Below are 14,511 nucleotides of genomic sequence, written 5' to 3'. Positions count from 1 at the left end.
AAGTGGTGCCGCAAAGCGGAGGAGAAAAGGCGTCAGGCCATCAAGCCCGCGTCACAAGACGGTGATCTCCTCATTCATGAGCAGCCCTTAGACCTGCCGCTTGCCGAGCCGGCCGCCATGGGGGTCCGCCCCAAAGATGGTTCTGGCAGCTTCTTTCGGATCACGACCCTTGCGGTGCATCAAGGCCGATCGGCCCGCGCCAGCACGGCGTTCAGCAGCAGGTTGAGCGCCGGCAACTGGTCCTCCAGCCGCGTGGCCTCCCGCTCGTTATGGCTGAGCCCGCCCTCGCAGGGAGAGAAGATCAGCGCCGTCGGGCAGATCGCCGCCAGATTATAGGCGTCGTGACCGGCCTGACTCAGCAGGTCCAGCGTCGGGATCTTCTGTTCGCGGGCGGTGGCGCGCAGCAGGTCGAGCAGGTCCTCGGAAAAGTCGACGCCGCCAAAGGACCAGCGCTCGGCGATCTCGATCTGGACCTGGGCCTCAGCCGCGCTGGTCTCCACCAGTTCCTCGATCTCGCGCGTCATGGCCTCGACCGCGCTCTTCTCCGGATGGCGGAAATCGAGATAGAGCGTCGCGCGCTCGGAGATGATGCCGGGCTTGTTGGGCCAGGCCTCGATCCGGGGCGCGGTGGCCTTGCCCTCGGGCGCGTAGCGGCGGCCCATCTGGTTCACGCCGACGGCCAGTAGCGCCGCGCCGAAGATCGCGTCCCTGCGCTCGGCCATGGGCGTCGGTCCGGCGTGGGCGGTGTCGCCGGTCACCTCCAGGCGCATCCCGACGGAGGCATCGGAGCCGACCACGAGTCCGACCGGCACCTCCTTGGCCTCCAACTCCGGGCCCTGCTCGATGTGCAGCTCGAAGTAGGAATCGATCTCGTAGCCGCCCGGCGGCGCCGCGCCGTCGAACCCGGCCCGGCTCAGCGCCTCTGCGAGGGTGATGCCCGCGTCGTCCTTGCGCGAAAGCGCCCAGTCCAGCGAGACCTTGCCCGCGAAGCCCGCCGAGCAGAGCATCGGCGGCTGGAAGCGCGCGCCCTCCTCGTTGGTCCAGTCCATAACCTCGATGGGGCGGCGCGTGACGATGCCGCGCTCTTCGAGGCAGCGCAGAATCTCCAGGCCCGCCAGCACGCCGACGATGCCGTCATAGCGCCCGCCGGAGGCCTGGGTGTCCAGGTGGCTGCCCACCATGACCGGCGGCAGGTCCTCGCGGCCCGCTCGCCGCGCCTTGATGTTGCCCAGGCGGTCGACGGTGACCTCGGCCCCGGCGGCCTCGCACCATTCGACGAAAAGACGCCTCATGGCCGCGTCGGATTCGTCCAGGGCCAGCCGCCGCAAGCCGCCGCGCGGCCCCTTGCCCAGCTCGGCGGAGGCTTCGATGGTCGACCAGAAACGCGCGCCGTCGACGCTGAGGAGGTTCTCGGTCATAGCGGATCGCGCCTCAGCGGCATGGTCATGCAGTGCGCCCCGCCGCCGCCCCGGGTCAGCAGGTCGAGCGGTAGCTCGATCACCTCCACGCCTTCGGCCTTGAGCGCTGCGTTCATCTCCCGGGCGTGCGCGGCGGCGATGACCTTGCCGTCGCCCAGCGACAGAAGGTTGCAGGCCAGCGCCATGGCGTCCTTGTAGCTGACCGGGATCAGGCGGATCTGGTGGGCGCGCAGCCAATCGACCAGGTCATCGTCCAGTACCTCCAGACAGGCGACCGCAAGGTTGTCGGCCGCCATGCAGAACAGCAGGTCCAGGTGCAGGAAGTGCTCGGCGAAGGCTTGCAGGCGCACTTCCCAGCCGCGCTCCTCGAACCAGCCGGCGAACTGCCTGGCTCCGGCCTCGTCGGTGCGCTCGCCGCTATGGCCGATCAGCATCAGGCCCGGGCGGATGATGTGGATGTCGCCGCCCTCCAGCGTGCCGGTGGTGGAATAGGCCCAGGGCCCGCCCGTCTTGTTGTAGAAGCCGATGATGGCCGCGTATTCGCCGCGCCGCTGGGGCCTGTAGAGCTGGGTCACCACCGGGCCCCAGGGCGTCACCTGGCTCGAATCGCGCGTGTAGACCTGATAGGGCAGGTGGGCCTCAGGCTCCAGGAAATGACAGGTGACGCCGTTCTCCCGAAGCGCTGTGACCATGCCCTCGTACTGCGCCTTCACGCCCTCGATGTCGAAGCCCTTGGAACCCTCGGCCAGGGTCTTGAGCGCGACGGCGTTGGTCGGCTGCCAGCTGTAGTGGTCCGGGCGGCAGAGCAGGATGTCGCGCAGCCTGCCGGTCTCCGAGTCGACTTTCCAGGGGGATTGGGCGCCGGTGATCATCTGCCATCCTTTTGCTTGTCTGCCGGGACTGCTCCGTGACAGGCTCGCCCGCCCGCAGCGGCAACGCAAGATGGGAAAAGCAGCAGCATGAGCGATCAGGACAAGGACGCCCGGCACCGCGAGAAGATGCGCGCCGTGCAGGCCGAACACCGCAGTAGGCTGAAGTCGATGGAACAGGCCGGGCGCGGCCTGCTGCTGGTCTACAGCGGCAACGGCAAGGGCAAGTCGACCTCGGCCTTCGGCACGGTGATCCGCGCGCTCGGCTGGGGCCATTCGGTCGCGGTGGTGCAGTACATCAAGGGAACCTGGAAGACCGGCGAGCGGGAGTTCTTCAAGCGCTTCGAGGGGCTGGTCGACTGGCACTCCATGGGGGAGGGTTTCACCTGGGACACCCAGGACCGTCAGCGTGATATCGCCGCCGCCAAGGCCGCCTGGGCGCAGTCGCGCGCCTATCTGGAGTCCGGCGACTACGACCTGGTGGTTCTGGACGAGATCAACATCGCGCTCCGCTACGACCAGTTGGAGGCGGCGGAGGTGCTGGAGGGCCTGAAAGCCCGCCATCCCCGGACCTCCGTCATCCTGACCGGGCGCGACGCCAAACCGGAGATCATGGAGGCCGCCGATCTCGTCACGGAGATGGGCCAGGTCCGGCACCCCTTCGAGCAGGGCATCAAGGCCAAGCAGGGCATCGACTTCTAAGACGGCGCCCTTTTCGGAATCAGGTCCGAAACCGTCGCTAACACACTTGTCACGCGATAAGGCCGGGGTGTAAGCCTCTTAATCAGATGGTGCCCCGGTTCATCGGACCGGGGGTAAAAGGGAACGCGGTGCTAAATCCGCGGCTGTACCCGCAACTGTGAGCGGCGAGCTTGCGGTCCACTTTTGTCACTGGACGCGTCGTCGCGTCTGGGAAGACGGACCGCCGGCCGAGACCCGCAAAGCCAGGAAACCTGCCATCGCGTCGCCCCTTCCCAGGGCCGGGTCAGCCCAGGGAACCGGACTTCCGCCGAGGCGACTGGCGAGGCTCTTTTTTGAGGGAAGGGCGCGCGGCAGGGCCGGGACAGGACGATCGGGCGGCATTCGGCGACCCTTTCATCCGACTTCTTCTCCGGCAGGACCGAGCGTTTCTTTTCTTGAGGCGGGCCTCCTTGGCAAACGTCGCATCCTTGGGGGAAGACGCTCATGAAACGTTCCATCGAAAAGGCGGTCCTTCTGTCCGCCGCCTGCCTGCCGGCCGTTCTGGCCGCGGACCTGGCGAAAGCCGAAGACCAACCCGAAATCGTCGTCACCGCCACGCGCATACCGGTCGAAACGGACAAGGTCGGCGCCTCGGTCTCCAGCATCACGGCGGAGGAGATCGAAGAACGCCAGATCAAGACGGTCGGCGAAGCGGTGCGCACGCTGCCCGGCGTGACGGTCAACTCCAACGGCGGGCGCGGCAGCCTCACCACCGTGCGCATCCGGGGCAACTCCAGCGACCAGACGCTGGTGATCATCGATGGCGTCGTGGTGAACGATCCGTCCGGCACCGGCGGCGGCTTCGACTTCGCCAACCTCGACGTCGCCGATATCGAGCGGATCGAGGTGCTGCGCGGCCCGCAGTCCACGCTCTACGGCGCCGATGCCATCGGCGGTGTCATCAACATCATCACCAAGCGCGGTTCGGGCGATCCGAAGATCACGGCCAGCCTGGAGGGTGGCAGCTACCAGACCGTCCGCGGCACCAGCACGGTCTCCGGCGCCAGCGGTATCTTCGACTACCGCCTGACCGCCACCGGAACCGACAGCGACGGCTTCTCCCGCGCCGAGGAGGATGTCGGCAACAGCGAGGACGACGGCTACCGCAACCTCTCCTTCTCCAGCGACCTCGGGGCGGCGATCACGGACATTCTGAGGCTCGACGGCCTCTTCCGCTATTCCGACAGCCGCAGCGAGTTCGACACCTTCGCCTTCAACGGCGTCGCCTTCGTGCCCGCCGACGGCGACGATGTCGGCTACTCGGACGAGCTCACCGTCGGCGGATCGGCGACGCTCGACAGCTTCGAAGGCCGCCTGGAGAACCGCTTTTCCGTCACCTATCACGAGACCCAGCGGGAGAACTACGCAGGCGGGTTCCAGAACTTCGATTCGACCGGCGAGCGGCTGAGCTTCGACTACCAGGGCACGGCCTACATGACCGATACCGAGACGCTGGTGTTCGGCGCGGAACGCGAGGAGACCTCCGTCGATCAGGTGTCTTTCGGCACGCCGCTCTCCGCCGACACGGCGATCAACAGCCTCTTCGCGCTGATCCAGACCGAGGCGATCGATAACCTGACCCTGACCGGCGGGATACGCTACGACGACCACGACGACTTCGGCAGCGCCACCACCCTCCGCTTCACCGGCGCCTACGTGCTGGAGGAGACCGACACGGTGTTCCGCGCCAGCTGGGGGCAGGGCTTCAAGGCGCCGTCGCTCTATCAGCTGACCTTCGTCTGCACCTTCTGTGTCCCGCCCGCCGCGGGGCCCGCCAGCAACCTTCAGCCCGAGGAGTCCACCGCCTGGGACCTGGGCGTCGAGCAGCGGCTCCTCGGCGACAGCCTGACGCTGGAGGCGATCTATTTCCGGCAGGAGACCGACAACCTGATCCTTTTCCCCGTCAACGGCTACGTGAACATCGGCGAGGCGCAATCCGAGGGCGTGGAGCTGGCGGCCGATTGGCGCGCCAACGACTGGCTCTCCTTCGGCGGCAACTACGCCTTCGTCTACGCCGAGGACAAGAGCAACGATACGCTCCTGGTCCGCCAGCCCAAGCACAGCGCGACCGCCAGCGCCACGCTGCGGCCGGACGCGGCCAGCAGCCTGACGCTGGCCGTCATCTACAACGGCCAGGAGAAGCAGCCGGACGGCTCGATGCTCGATGACTGGGTCCGCGTCGATCTCTCGGGCGGCTACCGCCTGAGCGAGACCGTGGAGCTCTTCGGGCGGGTCGAGAACCTGCTGAACGAGGACTATCAGGAGGTGCCCGGATACGGCACGCCCGGCCTCTCGGCCTATCTCGGCGTCCGGGCGAGCTGGTGATGGATTTCCGGCGGAGAGCAACGGGTCTGGCGGCGCTCGCGCTGACCGCGCTCTTCGCCGGAGTCCCGCTTGCCGGAATCTCGCTTGCGGGCGAGCGACCGCGCGCCGTCTCCCTGGACTACTGCGCCGATCAGTACCTGATCGCCCTGGCCGGACCGGACCAGCTTCTGGCGGTCTCCCCCAACGCCACCTCGGAGTACTCTTTTCTCGCGGAGGAGGCCGAGGGGCTGCCCAGCTTGCGCGCCAGCGCGGAGGAGGTCCTGGTCATGGCCCCCGACATCGCGATCCGCCAGTTCGGCGGGGAGTCCGCGATCCTGCCGATGCTGGAGCGCCTTGGGATCGAGGTCGTGCAGCTCGGCTTCTCGGACTCGCCGGAAAGCGCGCGCTCCAACCTCCGGCTGGTGGGCCGCGCCCTGGGCCGGGAGGCGCGGGCCGAGGCCCTGATCGCCGACATGGACCGGCGGCTGGCCGAGGTCGCGGCGCGCGGGCGGGGCGGCGGCCTGACGGCGATCTACCTTACGCCGGGCGGCTTCACCTCGGGCGCTGGCACCTTCATCGATGCTGTGATCCGCTCCGCCGGTCTCACCAACCTGGGTGCTGCGGGCGGGCGGCAGGGCTGGTACGACCTCAACATCGAGAACCTCGTGATGAACCCGCCCGACCTGATCATCGGCAGCTTCTTCGATCTTCGGACCAGCCGCATGAACCACTGGTCGGTTGCGCGCCACAGCTATGTGCGCAAGCTTCTGGAGGAGCGGCCGAGCGTCATCGTGCCGGGCCGCTACGTGGCCTGTTCGGCCTGGTTCTTCGTGGAGGCGGTGGAGATGATCGACAGGGCTTTGGCCGCCGACCCCAGGCTTTCGGGCGGGGGCAGCTGATGGACCTCGGGCGCTCGCCTCTTCTGGTGGCTTCGGTCCTGGCGCTGCTGCTGCTGGGCGCTCTCTTCCTCGGCCTGATGATCGGGTTCGCGCCGCTGTCGCCGACCCAGGTCTTCGCCGGGCTGGGCGCGCCGGGGGCCGGAACGGTCGAATCCGTGATCGTCTGGGATATCCGCCTCCCGCGCCTCCTATTGGGCGCGCTGGTGGGCGCGGTGCTGGGCCTCTCAGGCGCCGCACTCCAGGGCCTTTTGCGCAACCCGCTCGCCGATCCGGGCGTGCTGGGGGTTTCCGCCGCGGCGGGCCTCGGCGGCGTGATCGCCATCTACTACGGTTTCGCAGCCGCCTTCGCCCTTTCCGTGCCGCTCTTCGCCATCGCCTCGGCGCTGGTCGCCACCCTGATCCTTCAGATGATGGCGCTGCGCGAGGCCTCGATCCTCTCGATCATCCTGATCGGCGTGGCGGTGAACTCGCTGGCGGGCGCGCTCACGGCGCTCGCCATGAATCTCGCGCCCAATCCCTTCTCCCTGAGCGACATGGTGCTTTGGCTTCTGGGGTCGCTCGCCAACCGCAGCTACACCGACCTCTGGCTGGCCGGGCCCTTCATGCTGCTGGGCGGCGCCATGCTCTTCACCGCGGGACGCTCGCTGACCGGTCTTTCCCTGGGCGAGGACGCGGGGGCGACCTTGGGGGTGAACCTCAACCGGACCCGCACGCTGGTGATCTTCGGCACGGCGCTGGCCGTGGGCGCGTCGGTGGCGGTCACGGGCACGGTCGGGTTCGTCGGCCTCATGGTCCCGCACATGCTCCGGCCCTTCGTCGGGTACGAGCCGGGCCGCCTCTTGCTGCCCAGCGCCTTGGGCGGGGCGCTGCTCTTGACCCTGGCCGACATGGCCGTACGTCTCTCGCCTTCGGATCAGGAACTGAAGCTGGGCGTGGTGACGGCTCTCCTCGGCGCGCCCTTCTTCATCGCACTGGTCTACCGCACGCGGAGGTCCATGCGATGAGCGACCTGCTGCTGAAGGGTGAGGGCCTGACCGCGAAGCTGGGCGAACGCCGCGTCCTGGACGGTGTGGATATCTCCCTTGGCAAGGGAGAGGTGGTCGGCTTGATCGGGCCGAACGGGGCGGGCAAGACCTCGGCGCTGCGCGCCCTCCTGCGGCTTTTGCCGCTGGAGGCCGGGCGCATCACGCTGTTGGGCCGCGAGGTCTCTCAGGAGCCCGCCCACGCGCTCGCGGGCCGGGCCGCCTATCTGCCGCAGGGGCAGGGAGTCCACTGGCCCCTGACCGTGGAGCGCCTCGTCGCGCTGGGCCGTCTGCCGCACCGCACCGCCTGGCAGTCCCTGGGCGAAGAGGACCGCGCCGCGGTCGAGCGCGCGCTGGCCGCCGCCGACGCCAAGCATCTCGTCGGGCGGGTCGTCACGGACCTTTCCGGCGGTGAGCGTGCCCGCGTGCTGCTGGCCCGCGCGCTGGCGGTGGAAGCGCCGCTGCTGCTGGTCGACGAACCCATCGTCTCGCTGGACCCCTATCACCAACTCTCCGTCATGGACACGCTGCGCGCCGAAGCCGGACGCGGCGGCGGGGTCCTGGTGGTGCTGCACGACCTGGGTTTCGCCGCCCGCTACTGCGACCGCCTCTGCCTTCTGGACGAGGGGCGTGTGATGGCTGAAGGGACGCCGGGCGAGGTCTTGCGGGAGGAGCTTCTGGAGTCCGTCTACCGCGTACGCGTACGGCGCAGTGCGGAGGGCGATATCAGCCTTCTCTCCCGCTTGAACGGAGAATCGCGGTGAGCGGCGCGCTGATGCTACAAGGCACGGGATCGGATGTCGGCAAGTCCCTGCTGGTCGCGGGGCTCTGCCGGGCGGCGCGGAACCGTGGTGTATCGGTCGCCCCCTTCAAGCCGCAGAACATGTCGAACAACGCCGCCGTCTGTCCCGGCGGCGGGGAGATCGGCCGCGCCCAGTGGCTCCAGGCCTTGGCGGCGGGGCGCGCGCCCTCGGTCGACATGAAACCTGTGCTCCTGAAGCCGCACAGCGACATCGGCGCGCAGATCGTCCTGCGGGGCGAGGTCTGGGGGGAGGCCGACGCGCGCGACTATCAGAGCCGCCGCGCCCTGCTGCTGGAGGCCGTTCTCGAAAGTCATGCGCGCTTGCGCGCCCAGGCCGATCTGGTGATCGTGGAGGGCGCGGGCAGCCCGGCCGAGATCAACCTGCGCCAGGCCGATATCGCCAACATGGGCTTTGCCCGGCCCGCCGGCGTTCCGGTGGTCCTGGTCGGGGACATCGACCGGGGCGGGGTGATCGCCAGTCTGGTCGGCACCCACAGCGTCCTCGAGGAAGCCGACCGGACCCAGGTGCGCGGCTTCCTGATCAACAAGTTCCGGGGCGACGTCAGCCTCTTCGACGAAGGCTTGAAGGAGATCGAGCGGCGCAGCGGCTGGCGCTCCTTCGGGGTGGTGCCCTGGCTGCCGGTGGTGACCCGCCTGCCGGCGGAGGATGCGGTGGTGCTGGACAGACCCGCTGCGGGAGAGGGCGGCTCCTTCAAGGTGGCGGCGCCCCTTCTGTCGCGTATCGCCAACTTCGACGACCTGGATCCCCTGCGCCAGGAGCCGGGCGTGACCGTCGAGTTCGTGCCGCCCGGAAAGGCGATCCCCGGCGATGCCGACCTCGTGGTCCTGCTGGGCACCAAGGCGACCATCGCCGATCTCGCCTTCCTGAAGGCGCAGGGCTGGGATCTGGATATCCGGGCCCATCTGCGGCGCGGCGGGCGGCTACTGGGTCTCTGCGGCGGCTTTCAGATGCTGGGCCGCGCGGTGCACGACCCCAAAGGGATCGAGGGCCTGGAGCGCCACGCGCTGGGTCTCGGTCTGCTCGACCTGGAGACCTGGATCGAGCCGGAAAAGGTGACGGCGACCCTGGACGCCCGGGACGCGCTGAGCGGCGCGCGGGTCACCGGCTATGAGATTCACGCCGGGCGCAGCAGCGGCCCGGCGCTGGCGCGGCCCTTCCTGAAGCTGGAGGGGCGGGACGAGGGCGCGGTTTCCGCCGACGGGCGCATCGCCGGCGCCTACCTGCACGGCCTCTTCACCTCCGATGCCTACCGCCGCAGCTATCTGGAGAGCCTCGGCGTGACCGGTGGCTCTTTCGCCTATGGCGAGAGCCTGGAGAGCGCCCTGGACGAACTGGCCGAGGCGCTGGAACGGGTGCTGGATATCGACGGGCTCTTGGCCCTGGCAGTTGAGGCCGCGCCGGTCTAGCGGTCGCTGCCCTCGCCGCCGCGTCCCCGGCCGCTGAAGCGGCCGCCGTCCAGGGGACCCTTCGGGCCTTTCAGCAGCATCGGCAGACCGGCGGCCATGAAGACCACGGCCTTGGCCTCGGCTGCGATCCTCTGGTTGACCCGTCCGGCCTCGTCCCGGAACTGCCGCGCCAGTTCGTTGTCGGGAACGATGCCGAGCCCGACTTCATTGGAGACGAGGGCGATGCGCGCGCGGCTCTGCCCCAGGTGCTTGACCAGGCGCTCGCACTCGGCCTCGACGTCCCGCTCGGCCTCGATCAGGTTCGAAACCCAGAGCGTCAGGCAGTCGATCAGCACCGACATACCGCCGCTGTCATAGGAAGAGAGCGCCTTTACGATATCCAGCGGCGCTTCCAGCGTGCGCCAGCCCGCGCCGCGCCTTTCCTTGTGGCGCGCGATCCGGTCGGCCATCTCGGCGTCGCGCGCCTCGGCGGTCGCGATGTAGAGTTTCGGGCCGGGCCGCGCCTGAATCCAGGCCTCCGCGAAGTTGCTCTTGCCCGAACGCGCGCCGCCCAGGACGAAAAGCCGGCTGACCAGCGGCTCGCCTTCTGCTGGATTGATGCTCATTTTCCTGCGCTTTCCCCCTCGTTCTTCCCTTCCCCCCGCTCGGCCTGTCAGGCTTGAATGACCCGCCGGAGCATCGAGGCAAGGCATCCTGCCCTCAAGAGGGTTAAAATGCCGTTGCCGGTTCCAAGAAGAAAGGCCCAGCACGTGCGCCGCTATTACGATCTGCCCAGTCTGACCGCGCTCGCCAGCTTCGAGGCGGCGGCCCGCCACCTGAGCGTGAAGGCGGCGGCCGAGGAGTTGAACGTCACGCCGGGCGCCGTGAGCCGCCAGATCAAGGCGCTTGAGGCCGAGTTGGGGCTGGCGCTTTTCACACGGCTGCACCGGGGCCTCGCCCTGACCCGCGAGGGCGAGGAACTTGCCGGGGTGCTGGCGCGCGGCTTCGGTCAGGTGGCGCTGCTGCTGCGCGATTTCCGCGGGCGCAGCCAGGGCCGGAACGTGACGCTCGGCAGCTCCAACGCCTTCGCCTCGCTCTGGCTGATGCCACGTCTCGGCGCGTTCTGGCGCACGCACCCGGAAATCACCGTCAACCACATGATCTCCGACCGCGCGGCGGACCTGCGCGTGCCGGAGGTGGAGTTGCGCATTCGCTACGGTGGCGGGGCCTGGGCGGGGGAGGAGGCCGAGCGCCTGTTCGGCGACCGCATCCTGCCGGTCGCCGGGCCGGAGCTCGCAAGAAAGCACGCCGAGGTGACGCCCGAAGGGCTCGCCGAGCTGCCGCTCTTGCATATGCGCAGCGAGAACGTGGAGTGGACCTCCTGGGCCGAGTGGTTCCGCCGCCTGCACCTGCGCCCCCCGCCGCTCAGCGGGCAGGTCTTCACCAACTACTCGGTCATGCTGCAGGCCGCCGAGGAGGGGCAGGGCGTGGCGCTGGGCTGGGAGCGGCTGGTCGCACCCATGATCCAGGCCGGGCGGCTTTGTCCCGTCAGCCAGGCCCATATCGACGCGCCGGACCATCACTACCTCACCTGGGACGACAGCCGGCCCCTCAGTGAAGAGGCCGAGGTCCTCAAAGGTTGGTTGCGACGACACCCGGCCCCTCAGCAAGGAGGCCGAGGCGCTCAAGGTTTGGTTGCTGGCCCGGGCCAGGGAGAGCTGATGGCCAGGGTCGATTGATTTGATCTCAATCGACCTCTGTAGTGAACTGCTATTGCCATACGCACGAAATTAGGATTTACGCTGTTCCAGCAGGCATTGTTTCTTGTGCTGGAGGAAAGCCATGGGTCACTTCGACGCCTCTATCCTGAAATCCGTTCTGGCGCCGGTGGAAAGCGCCCGCGGCTTGCCCAACGAGCTCTACATCGATCAGGACGCCTTCCTGGCTGAGAAGAAAGCCGTCTTTCAGCGCAACTGGGCCGGCATCGGCTTTGCAAAGGATATCGCCGAGCGCGGCGATGCGCTGCCCATCACCTTCCTGGGCATCTGCTCGCGGTGCGCGGGCAGGACGATCAGGTGCGGGTGTTCCAGAACACCTGCCGCCACCGCGGCATGATCCTGCTGGAGGAGAAGACGCGCCTGCACCGCGTCATCCGCTGCCCCTATCACTCCTGGTGCTACAGCCTGGAGGGCGCGCTGAAGAAGACGCCGCACGTGGGCGGCAGTGGCTGCGACAGCCATGAGGCCGTCCGCAAGGAGGACCTGGGCCTCATCGAGATCCGCTCCGTGGTCTACAGGGACGTGATCTTCGTCAACCTCTCGGGCGACGCGCCCTCCTTCGAGGAGCAGGCGGGCAGCCTGATCGGACGCTGGCGGGAGTTCGATCAGCCGCTATTCCATGCGGGGCCGGATAGTTCGTTCAAGCTGGAGGTGAACTGCAACTGGAAGCTGGCGGTGGAGAACTACTGCGAGAGCTACCACCTGCCCTTCGTGCACCCCGGCCTCAACAGCTACTCCCGGCTGGAGGATCACTATCATATCGAGGAGCCGGGCCACTACGCGGGCCAGGGCACGCTGGTCTACAGCCCGACGCTCGACGAGGGCGGCCGGCGTTTCCCGGACTTCGAGGGCTTGGATAGGAAGTGGGACAAGGCTGCGGAGTACGTCGCCTTCTTCCCCAACGTGCTGTTCGGCGTGCACCGCGACCATGCCTACGCGATCCTGCTGGAGCCGGTCAGCCAGACCCGCACCGTCGAGCACGTCGAGCTCTACTACGCCACCCAGGACGCCTGCTACGGGGATCTCGCCGATCTGCGCGCGCGCAACTCAACCCTCTGGAAAGGCATCTTCGTGGAGGACATCGGCGTGGTCGAGGGCATGCAGAAGGGCCGCTACGGAGACAAGTTCGACGGCGGCAAGTTTTCCCCCGTCATGGACAGTCCCACCCACTGCTTCCACCACTGGGTCGCAAGCCAGTTCGTCTGACCTGAAAGCGCGCTGAAAAAAGGGGCTTCGCGCCGGAGGGAATCCGTGCATGCTGCCACTTCCAGGGGCGCCAGCAGGAAGAGGCCGGGCATGCGCATTCGGGAGTTGGAAACCTTCGTCGTCGGCAACCCGCCGCCGCACTACGGCGGCCGCTATTTCCTCTTCGTGAAGCTGACCAGCGACGACGGCGTGACCGGGCTTGGGGAGGTCTACTGCGCCTCCTTCTCGCCCTCGGTCGTGGTCGCCATGATCGAGGACGTGTTCCAAAAGCACCTGGAGGGCGAGGAGCCCTTCCATATCGAGGCCTTCTGGCGGCGCGCCTATGGGCGCGGCTATTCGGGCCGTCCCGATCCGACCCTGGTCGGGGTCATCAGCGGCCTGGAGATCGCCTGCTGGGACATGATCGGCAAGGCCTGCGGCAAGCCGGTCTACGAACTGCTGGGCGGGCGTGTGCACGAGGGCGTGCGCAGCTACACCTACCTCTATCCCCGCTCGGACAAGGGCGAGGGCGACGCGAACAACAAGTCGGCCAAGGTCTACACCGATCCAGACGCCGCCGCCGAGCGCGCGCTGGAGTACCTCGATCTGGGCTTCACCGCCTTGAAGTTCGACCCGGCGGGCCCCTATGGCGTCTACGATCCGCGTCAGCCGGATCTGGAGTCCCTGGAGCGCTCGGAGGCATTCTGCCGGGCGATCCGCGAGGCGGTCGGCACGCGCGCCGACCTGCTGTTCGGCACCCACGGCCAGTTCACCGCCTCCGGCGCGATCCGCATGGGGCGGCGGCTGGAGCGCTATGAACCGCTTTGGTTCGAGGAGCCCACGCCGCCCGACATGCCCGAGGAGATGGCCAAGGTCGCGCGCGCCTGCCGCCTGCCGATCGCGACGGGAGAGCGTCTCACGACCAAGTACGAGTTCGCCCGGGTCCTGCAACTGGGGGCGGCCTCGATCCTGCAACCGGCGCTGGGGCGCGTCGGCGGACTGCTCGAAGCCAAGAAGATCGCCGGCATGGCCGAGGCGCATTACGCCCAGATCGCCCCGCATCTCTACTGCGGCCCGGTGGAGGGCGCGGCCAACGTGCATCTCGCCGCCTGCTCGCCCAACTTCCTGATCCTGGAGTCCATCGAGACCTGGGGCGGTTTCCATGCGGAGCTGCTCACGACCCCGATCCGCTGGGAGGAGGGCTACGTGGTCCCGCCCAAAGAGCCGGGCCTGGGGATCGAACTGGATGAGGAGGTCGCGCGGGCCCACCCCGATCACGGGAACGCCCTGCACCTCATGCCGGGTGAAGACCCGCTCTGACACGCAACGACGAAATCTAAGGAGCCTCCCAGCATGCGCATCGCCTTCATCGGCCTCGGCAACGTCGGTTTCCCCCTGGCGCGCAACCTCTTGACGGCGGGTCACGAGATGACCCTCTTCGATCTCGACAAAAGTCGGGCGGAACCGCTCCTGGCCGCCGGAGCGCGCTGGGCGGAGAGCGCGCGCGACGCGGTCGCCGGCTGCGAGGTGGCGATCACCTCCCTGCCCAACCCGCGGGCCGTGGCGGCCGTGGTGCCGGGGCCCTCGGGGATCCTGTCGGCGATGCCGCGCGGCGCCGCCTGGATCGAGATGTCCACCACCGACGTCGGCGACATGCGCCGCAACGCGGAGGAGGCCGCCGGCTTGGGGATCGATGCGCTGGAAGCGCCGATCACCGGCGGCTCCAACAGGGCATGGACTGGGGAGATTTCCATTCTCGTCGGCGGCGAGGAGGGCGTATTCGAGCGGTGTCGGCCGCTGCTTGAGGTGATGGGCGGAGAGATCGCTTTGATGGGGCCGATGGGCCACGCCTCCATCGTCAAGGTCATCACCAACATGCTGGCCTTCATCCACCTGCTGGCGAGCGCCGAAGGCATGATGCTAGCCAAGCGCTCCGGCGTCGATCTGGCCAAGGCTTTCGAAGGCATTCGCATCTCGTCCGGCAACTCTTTCGCCCATGAGACCGAAGGGCAGCTCGTCCTGAACGGGTCCAACAACTGCGCCTTCACGATGGATTTGGCGTTGAAGGACATGCGGCTGGCCATGG

At 68.1% G+C, this 14,511-nt stretch carries 14 protein-coding genes and 1 riboswitch; of the genes, 11 read left to right on the top strand and 3 right to left on the bottom strand.

Going from position 1 to position 14,511, the window contains the following annotated elements; translation table 11 throughout:
• Positions 1–179: 179 nt before the first annotated feature.
• Together P8X75_00745 and P8X75_00740 are read right to left on the bottom strand one after the other, a co-directional pair.
• Entirely contained in the window at positions 180–1,418 is a 1,239-nt protein-coding gene (locus P8X75_00745) for a Zn-dependent hydrolase (GenBank protein ID MEJ1993725.1), read from the bottom strand.
• Positions 1,415–2,290 carry an arginine deiminase family protein gene (locus P8X75_00740; GenBank protein MEJ1993724.1) on the bottom strand — a complete coding sequence of 292 codons (876 nt, stop codon included), beginning with the start codon at positions 2,288–2,290 and terminating at the stop codon, positions 1,415–1,417. The genes P8X75_00745 and P8X75_00740 overlap by 4 nt, the downstream gene beginning before the upstream one ends.
• A gap of 87 nt (positions 2,291–2,377) precedes the next feature.
• Between P8X75_00740 and cobO the strand changes: the two genes are divergently transcribed.
• The 6 genes from cobO to P8X75_00710 all read left to right on the top strand — a co-directional run bounded on the left by cobO (position 2,378) and on the right by P8X75_00710 (position 9,483).
• Positions 2,378–2,989: a cob(I)yrinic acid a,c-diamide adenosyltransferase gene (gene cobO, locus P8X75_00735; protein MEJ1993723.1), complete on the top strand. Its 612-nt coding sequence runs from the start codon at positions 2,378–2,380 to the stop codon at positions 2,987–2,989.
• A gap of 70 nt (positions 2,990–3,059) precedes the next feature.
• Positions 3,060–3,263, top strand: a riboswitch (cobalamin riboswitch).
• A 209-nt stretch (positions 3,264–3,472) separates the two neighbouring features.
• A complete protein-coding gene (locus tag P8X75_00730; GenBank protein ID MEJ1993722.1) occupies positions 3,473–5,353 on the top strand; it encodes a TonB-dependent receptor in 1,881 nt (626 codons plus the stop codon).
• Positions 5,353–6,231, top strand: coding sequence for an ABC transporter substrate-binding protein (locus tag P8X75_00725; GenBank protein MEJ1993721.1), 879 nt, complete (start codon positions 5,353–5,355; stop codon positions 6,229–6,231). The genes P8X75_00730 and P8X75_00725 overlap by 1 nt, the downstream gene beginning before the upstream one ends.
• Entirely contained in the window at positions 6,231–7,235 is a 1,005-nt protein-coding gene (locus P8X75_00720) for an iron ABC transporter permease (protein ID MEJ1993720.1), read from the top strand. The genes P8X75_00725 and P8X75_00720 overlap by 1 nt, the downstream gene beginning before the upstream one ends.
• Positions 7,232–8,017: an ABC transporter ATP-binding protein gene (locus tag P8X75_00715; GenBank protein MEJ1993719.1), complete on the top strand. Its 786-nt coding sequence runs from the start codon at positions 7,232–7,234 to the stop codon at positions 8,015–8,017. Before P8X75_00720 ends, P8X75_00715 begins: the two co-directional genes overlap by 4 nt.
• On the top strand, positions 8,014–9,483 hold the full coding sequence (locus tag P8X75_00710) for a cobyric acid synthase (GenBank protein MEJ1993718.1): 1,470 nt from the start codon (positions 8,014–8,016) through the stop codon (positions 9,481–9,483). Before P8X75_00715 ends, P8X75_00710 begins: the two co-directional genes overlap by 4 nt.
• On the opposite strand, the gene cobU is transcribed toward P8X75_00710, so the two are convergent.
• Positions 9,480–10,088: a bifunctional adenosylcobinamide kinase/adenosylcobinamide-phosphate guanylyltransferase gene (cobU, locus tag P8X75_00705; GenBank protein ID MEJ1993717.1), complete on the bottom strand. Its 609-nt coding sequence runs from the start codon at positions 10,086–10,088 to the stop codon at positions 9,480–9,482. The genes P8X75_00710 and cobU overlap by 4 nt on opposite strands.
• Positions 10,089–10,196: 108 nt before the next feature.
• Here cobU and P8X75_00700 point away from each other — a divergent pair, with 108 nt between their 5' ends.
• The 5 genes from P8X75_00700 to P8X75_00680 form a co-directional block, all read left to right on the top strand.
• Positions 10,197–11,201, top strand: a complete 1,005-nt coding sequence (locus P8X75_00700; protein ID MEJ1993716.1) for a LysR substrate-binding domain-containing protein — start codon at positions 10,197–10,199, stop codon at positions 11,199–11,201.
• A 103-nt stretch (positions 11,202–11,304) separates the two neighbouring features.
• Positions 11,305–11,577, top strand: coding sequence for a hypothetical protein (locus P8X75_00695; protein ID MEJ1993715.1), 273 nt, complete (start codon positions 11,305–11,307; stop codon positions 11,575–11,577).
• On the top strand, positions 11,517–12,446 hold the full coding sequence (locus tag P8X75_00690; protein MEJ1993714.1) for an SRPBCC family protein: 930 nt from the start codon (positions 11,517–11,519) through the stop codon (positions 12,444–12,446). Before P8X75_00695 ends, P8X75_00690 begins: the two co-directional genes overlap by 61 nt.
• Before the next feature lie 90 nt (positions 12,447–12,536).
• Positions 12,537–13,745 (top strand): mandelate racemase/muconate lactonizing enzyme family protein, encoded by a 1,209-nt coding sequence (locus tag P8X75_00685; GenBank protein MEJ1993713.1) that lies wholly within the window; start codon positions 12,537–12,539, stop codon positions 13,743–13,745.
• A gap of 33 nt (positions 13,746–13,778) precedes the next feature.
• On the top strand, positions 13,779–14,511 hold a 733-nt coding region (locus P8X75_00680; GenBank protein ID MEJ1993712.1), incomplete at its 3' end, for an NAD(P)-dependent oxidoreductase.

The organism is Limibacillus sp. (assembly GCA_037379885.1).
Lineage (GTDB): Bacteria > Pseudomonadota > Alphaproteobacteria > Kiloniellales > CECT-8803 > JARRJC01.
This window is presented reverse-complemented; position numbering and strand designations above follow the sequence as displayed.

What these genes read in the sequence shown, in the direction of transcription:
- cobO (MEJ1993723.1), top strand. Translation starts at nt 2,378, where the DNA reads ATGAGCGATCAGGACAAGGACGCCCGGCACCGCGAGAAGATGCGCGCC.
- P8X75_00730 (MEJ1993722.1), top strand. Translation starts at nt 3,473, where the DNA reads ATGAAACGTTCCATCGAAAAGGCGGTCCTTCTGTCCGCCGCCTGCCTG.
- cobU (MEJ1993717.1), bottom strand. Translation starts at nt 10,088, where the DNA reads ATGAGCATCAATCCAGCAGAAGGCGAGCCGCTGGTCAGCCGGCTTTTC.
- P8X75_00720 (MEJ1993720.1), top strand. Translation starts at nt 6,231, where the DNA reads ATGGACCTCGGGCGCTCGCCTCTTCTGGTGGCTTCGGTCCTGGCGCTG.
- P8X75_00725 (MEJ1993721.1), top strand. Translation starts at nt 5,353, where the DNA reads ATGGATTTCCGGCGGAGAGCAACGGGTCTGGCGGCGCTCGCGCTGACC.
- P8X75_00695 (MEJ1993715.1), top strand. Translation starts at nt 11,305, where the DNA reads ATGGGTCACTTCGACGCCTCTATCCTGAAATCCGTTCTGGCGCCGGTG.
- P8X75_00745 (MEJ1993725.1), bottom strand. Translation starts at nt 1,418, where the DNA reads ATGACCGAGAACCTCCTCAGCGTCGACGGCGCGCGTTTCTGGTCGACC.
- P8X75_00700 (MEJ1993716.1), top strand. Translation starts at nt 10,197, where the DNA reads ATGCCGTTGCCGGTTCCAAGAAGAAAGGCCCAGCACGTGCGCCGCTAT.
- P8X75_00685 (MEJ1993713.1), top strand. Translation starts at nt 12,537, where the DNA reads ATGCGCATTCGGGAGTTGGAAACCTTCGTCGTCGGCAACCCGCCGCCG.
- P8X75_00740 (MEJ1993724.1), bottom strand. Translation starts at nt 2,290, where the DNA reads ATGATCACCGGCGCCCAATCCCCCTGGAAAGTCGACTCGGAGACCGGC.
- P8X75_00715 (MEJ1993719.1), top strand. Translation starts at nt 7,232, where the DNA reads ATGAGCGACCTGCTGCTGAAGGGTGAGGGCCTGACCGCGAAGCTGGGC.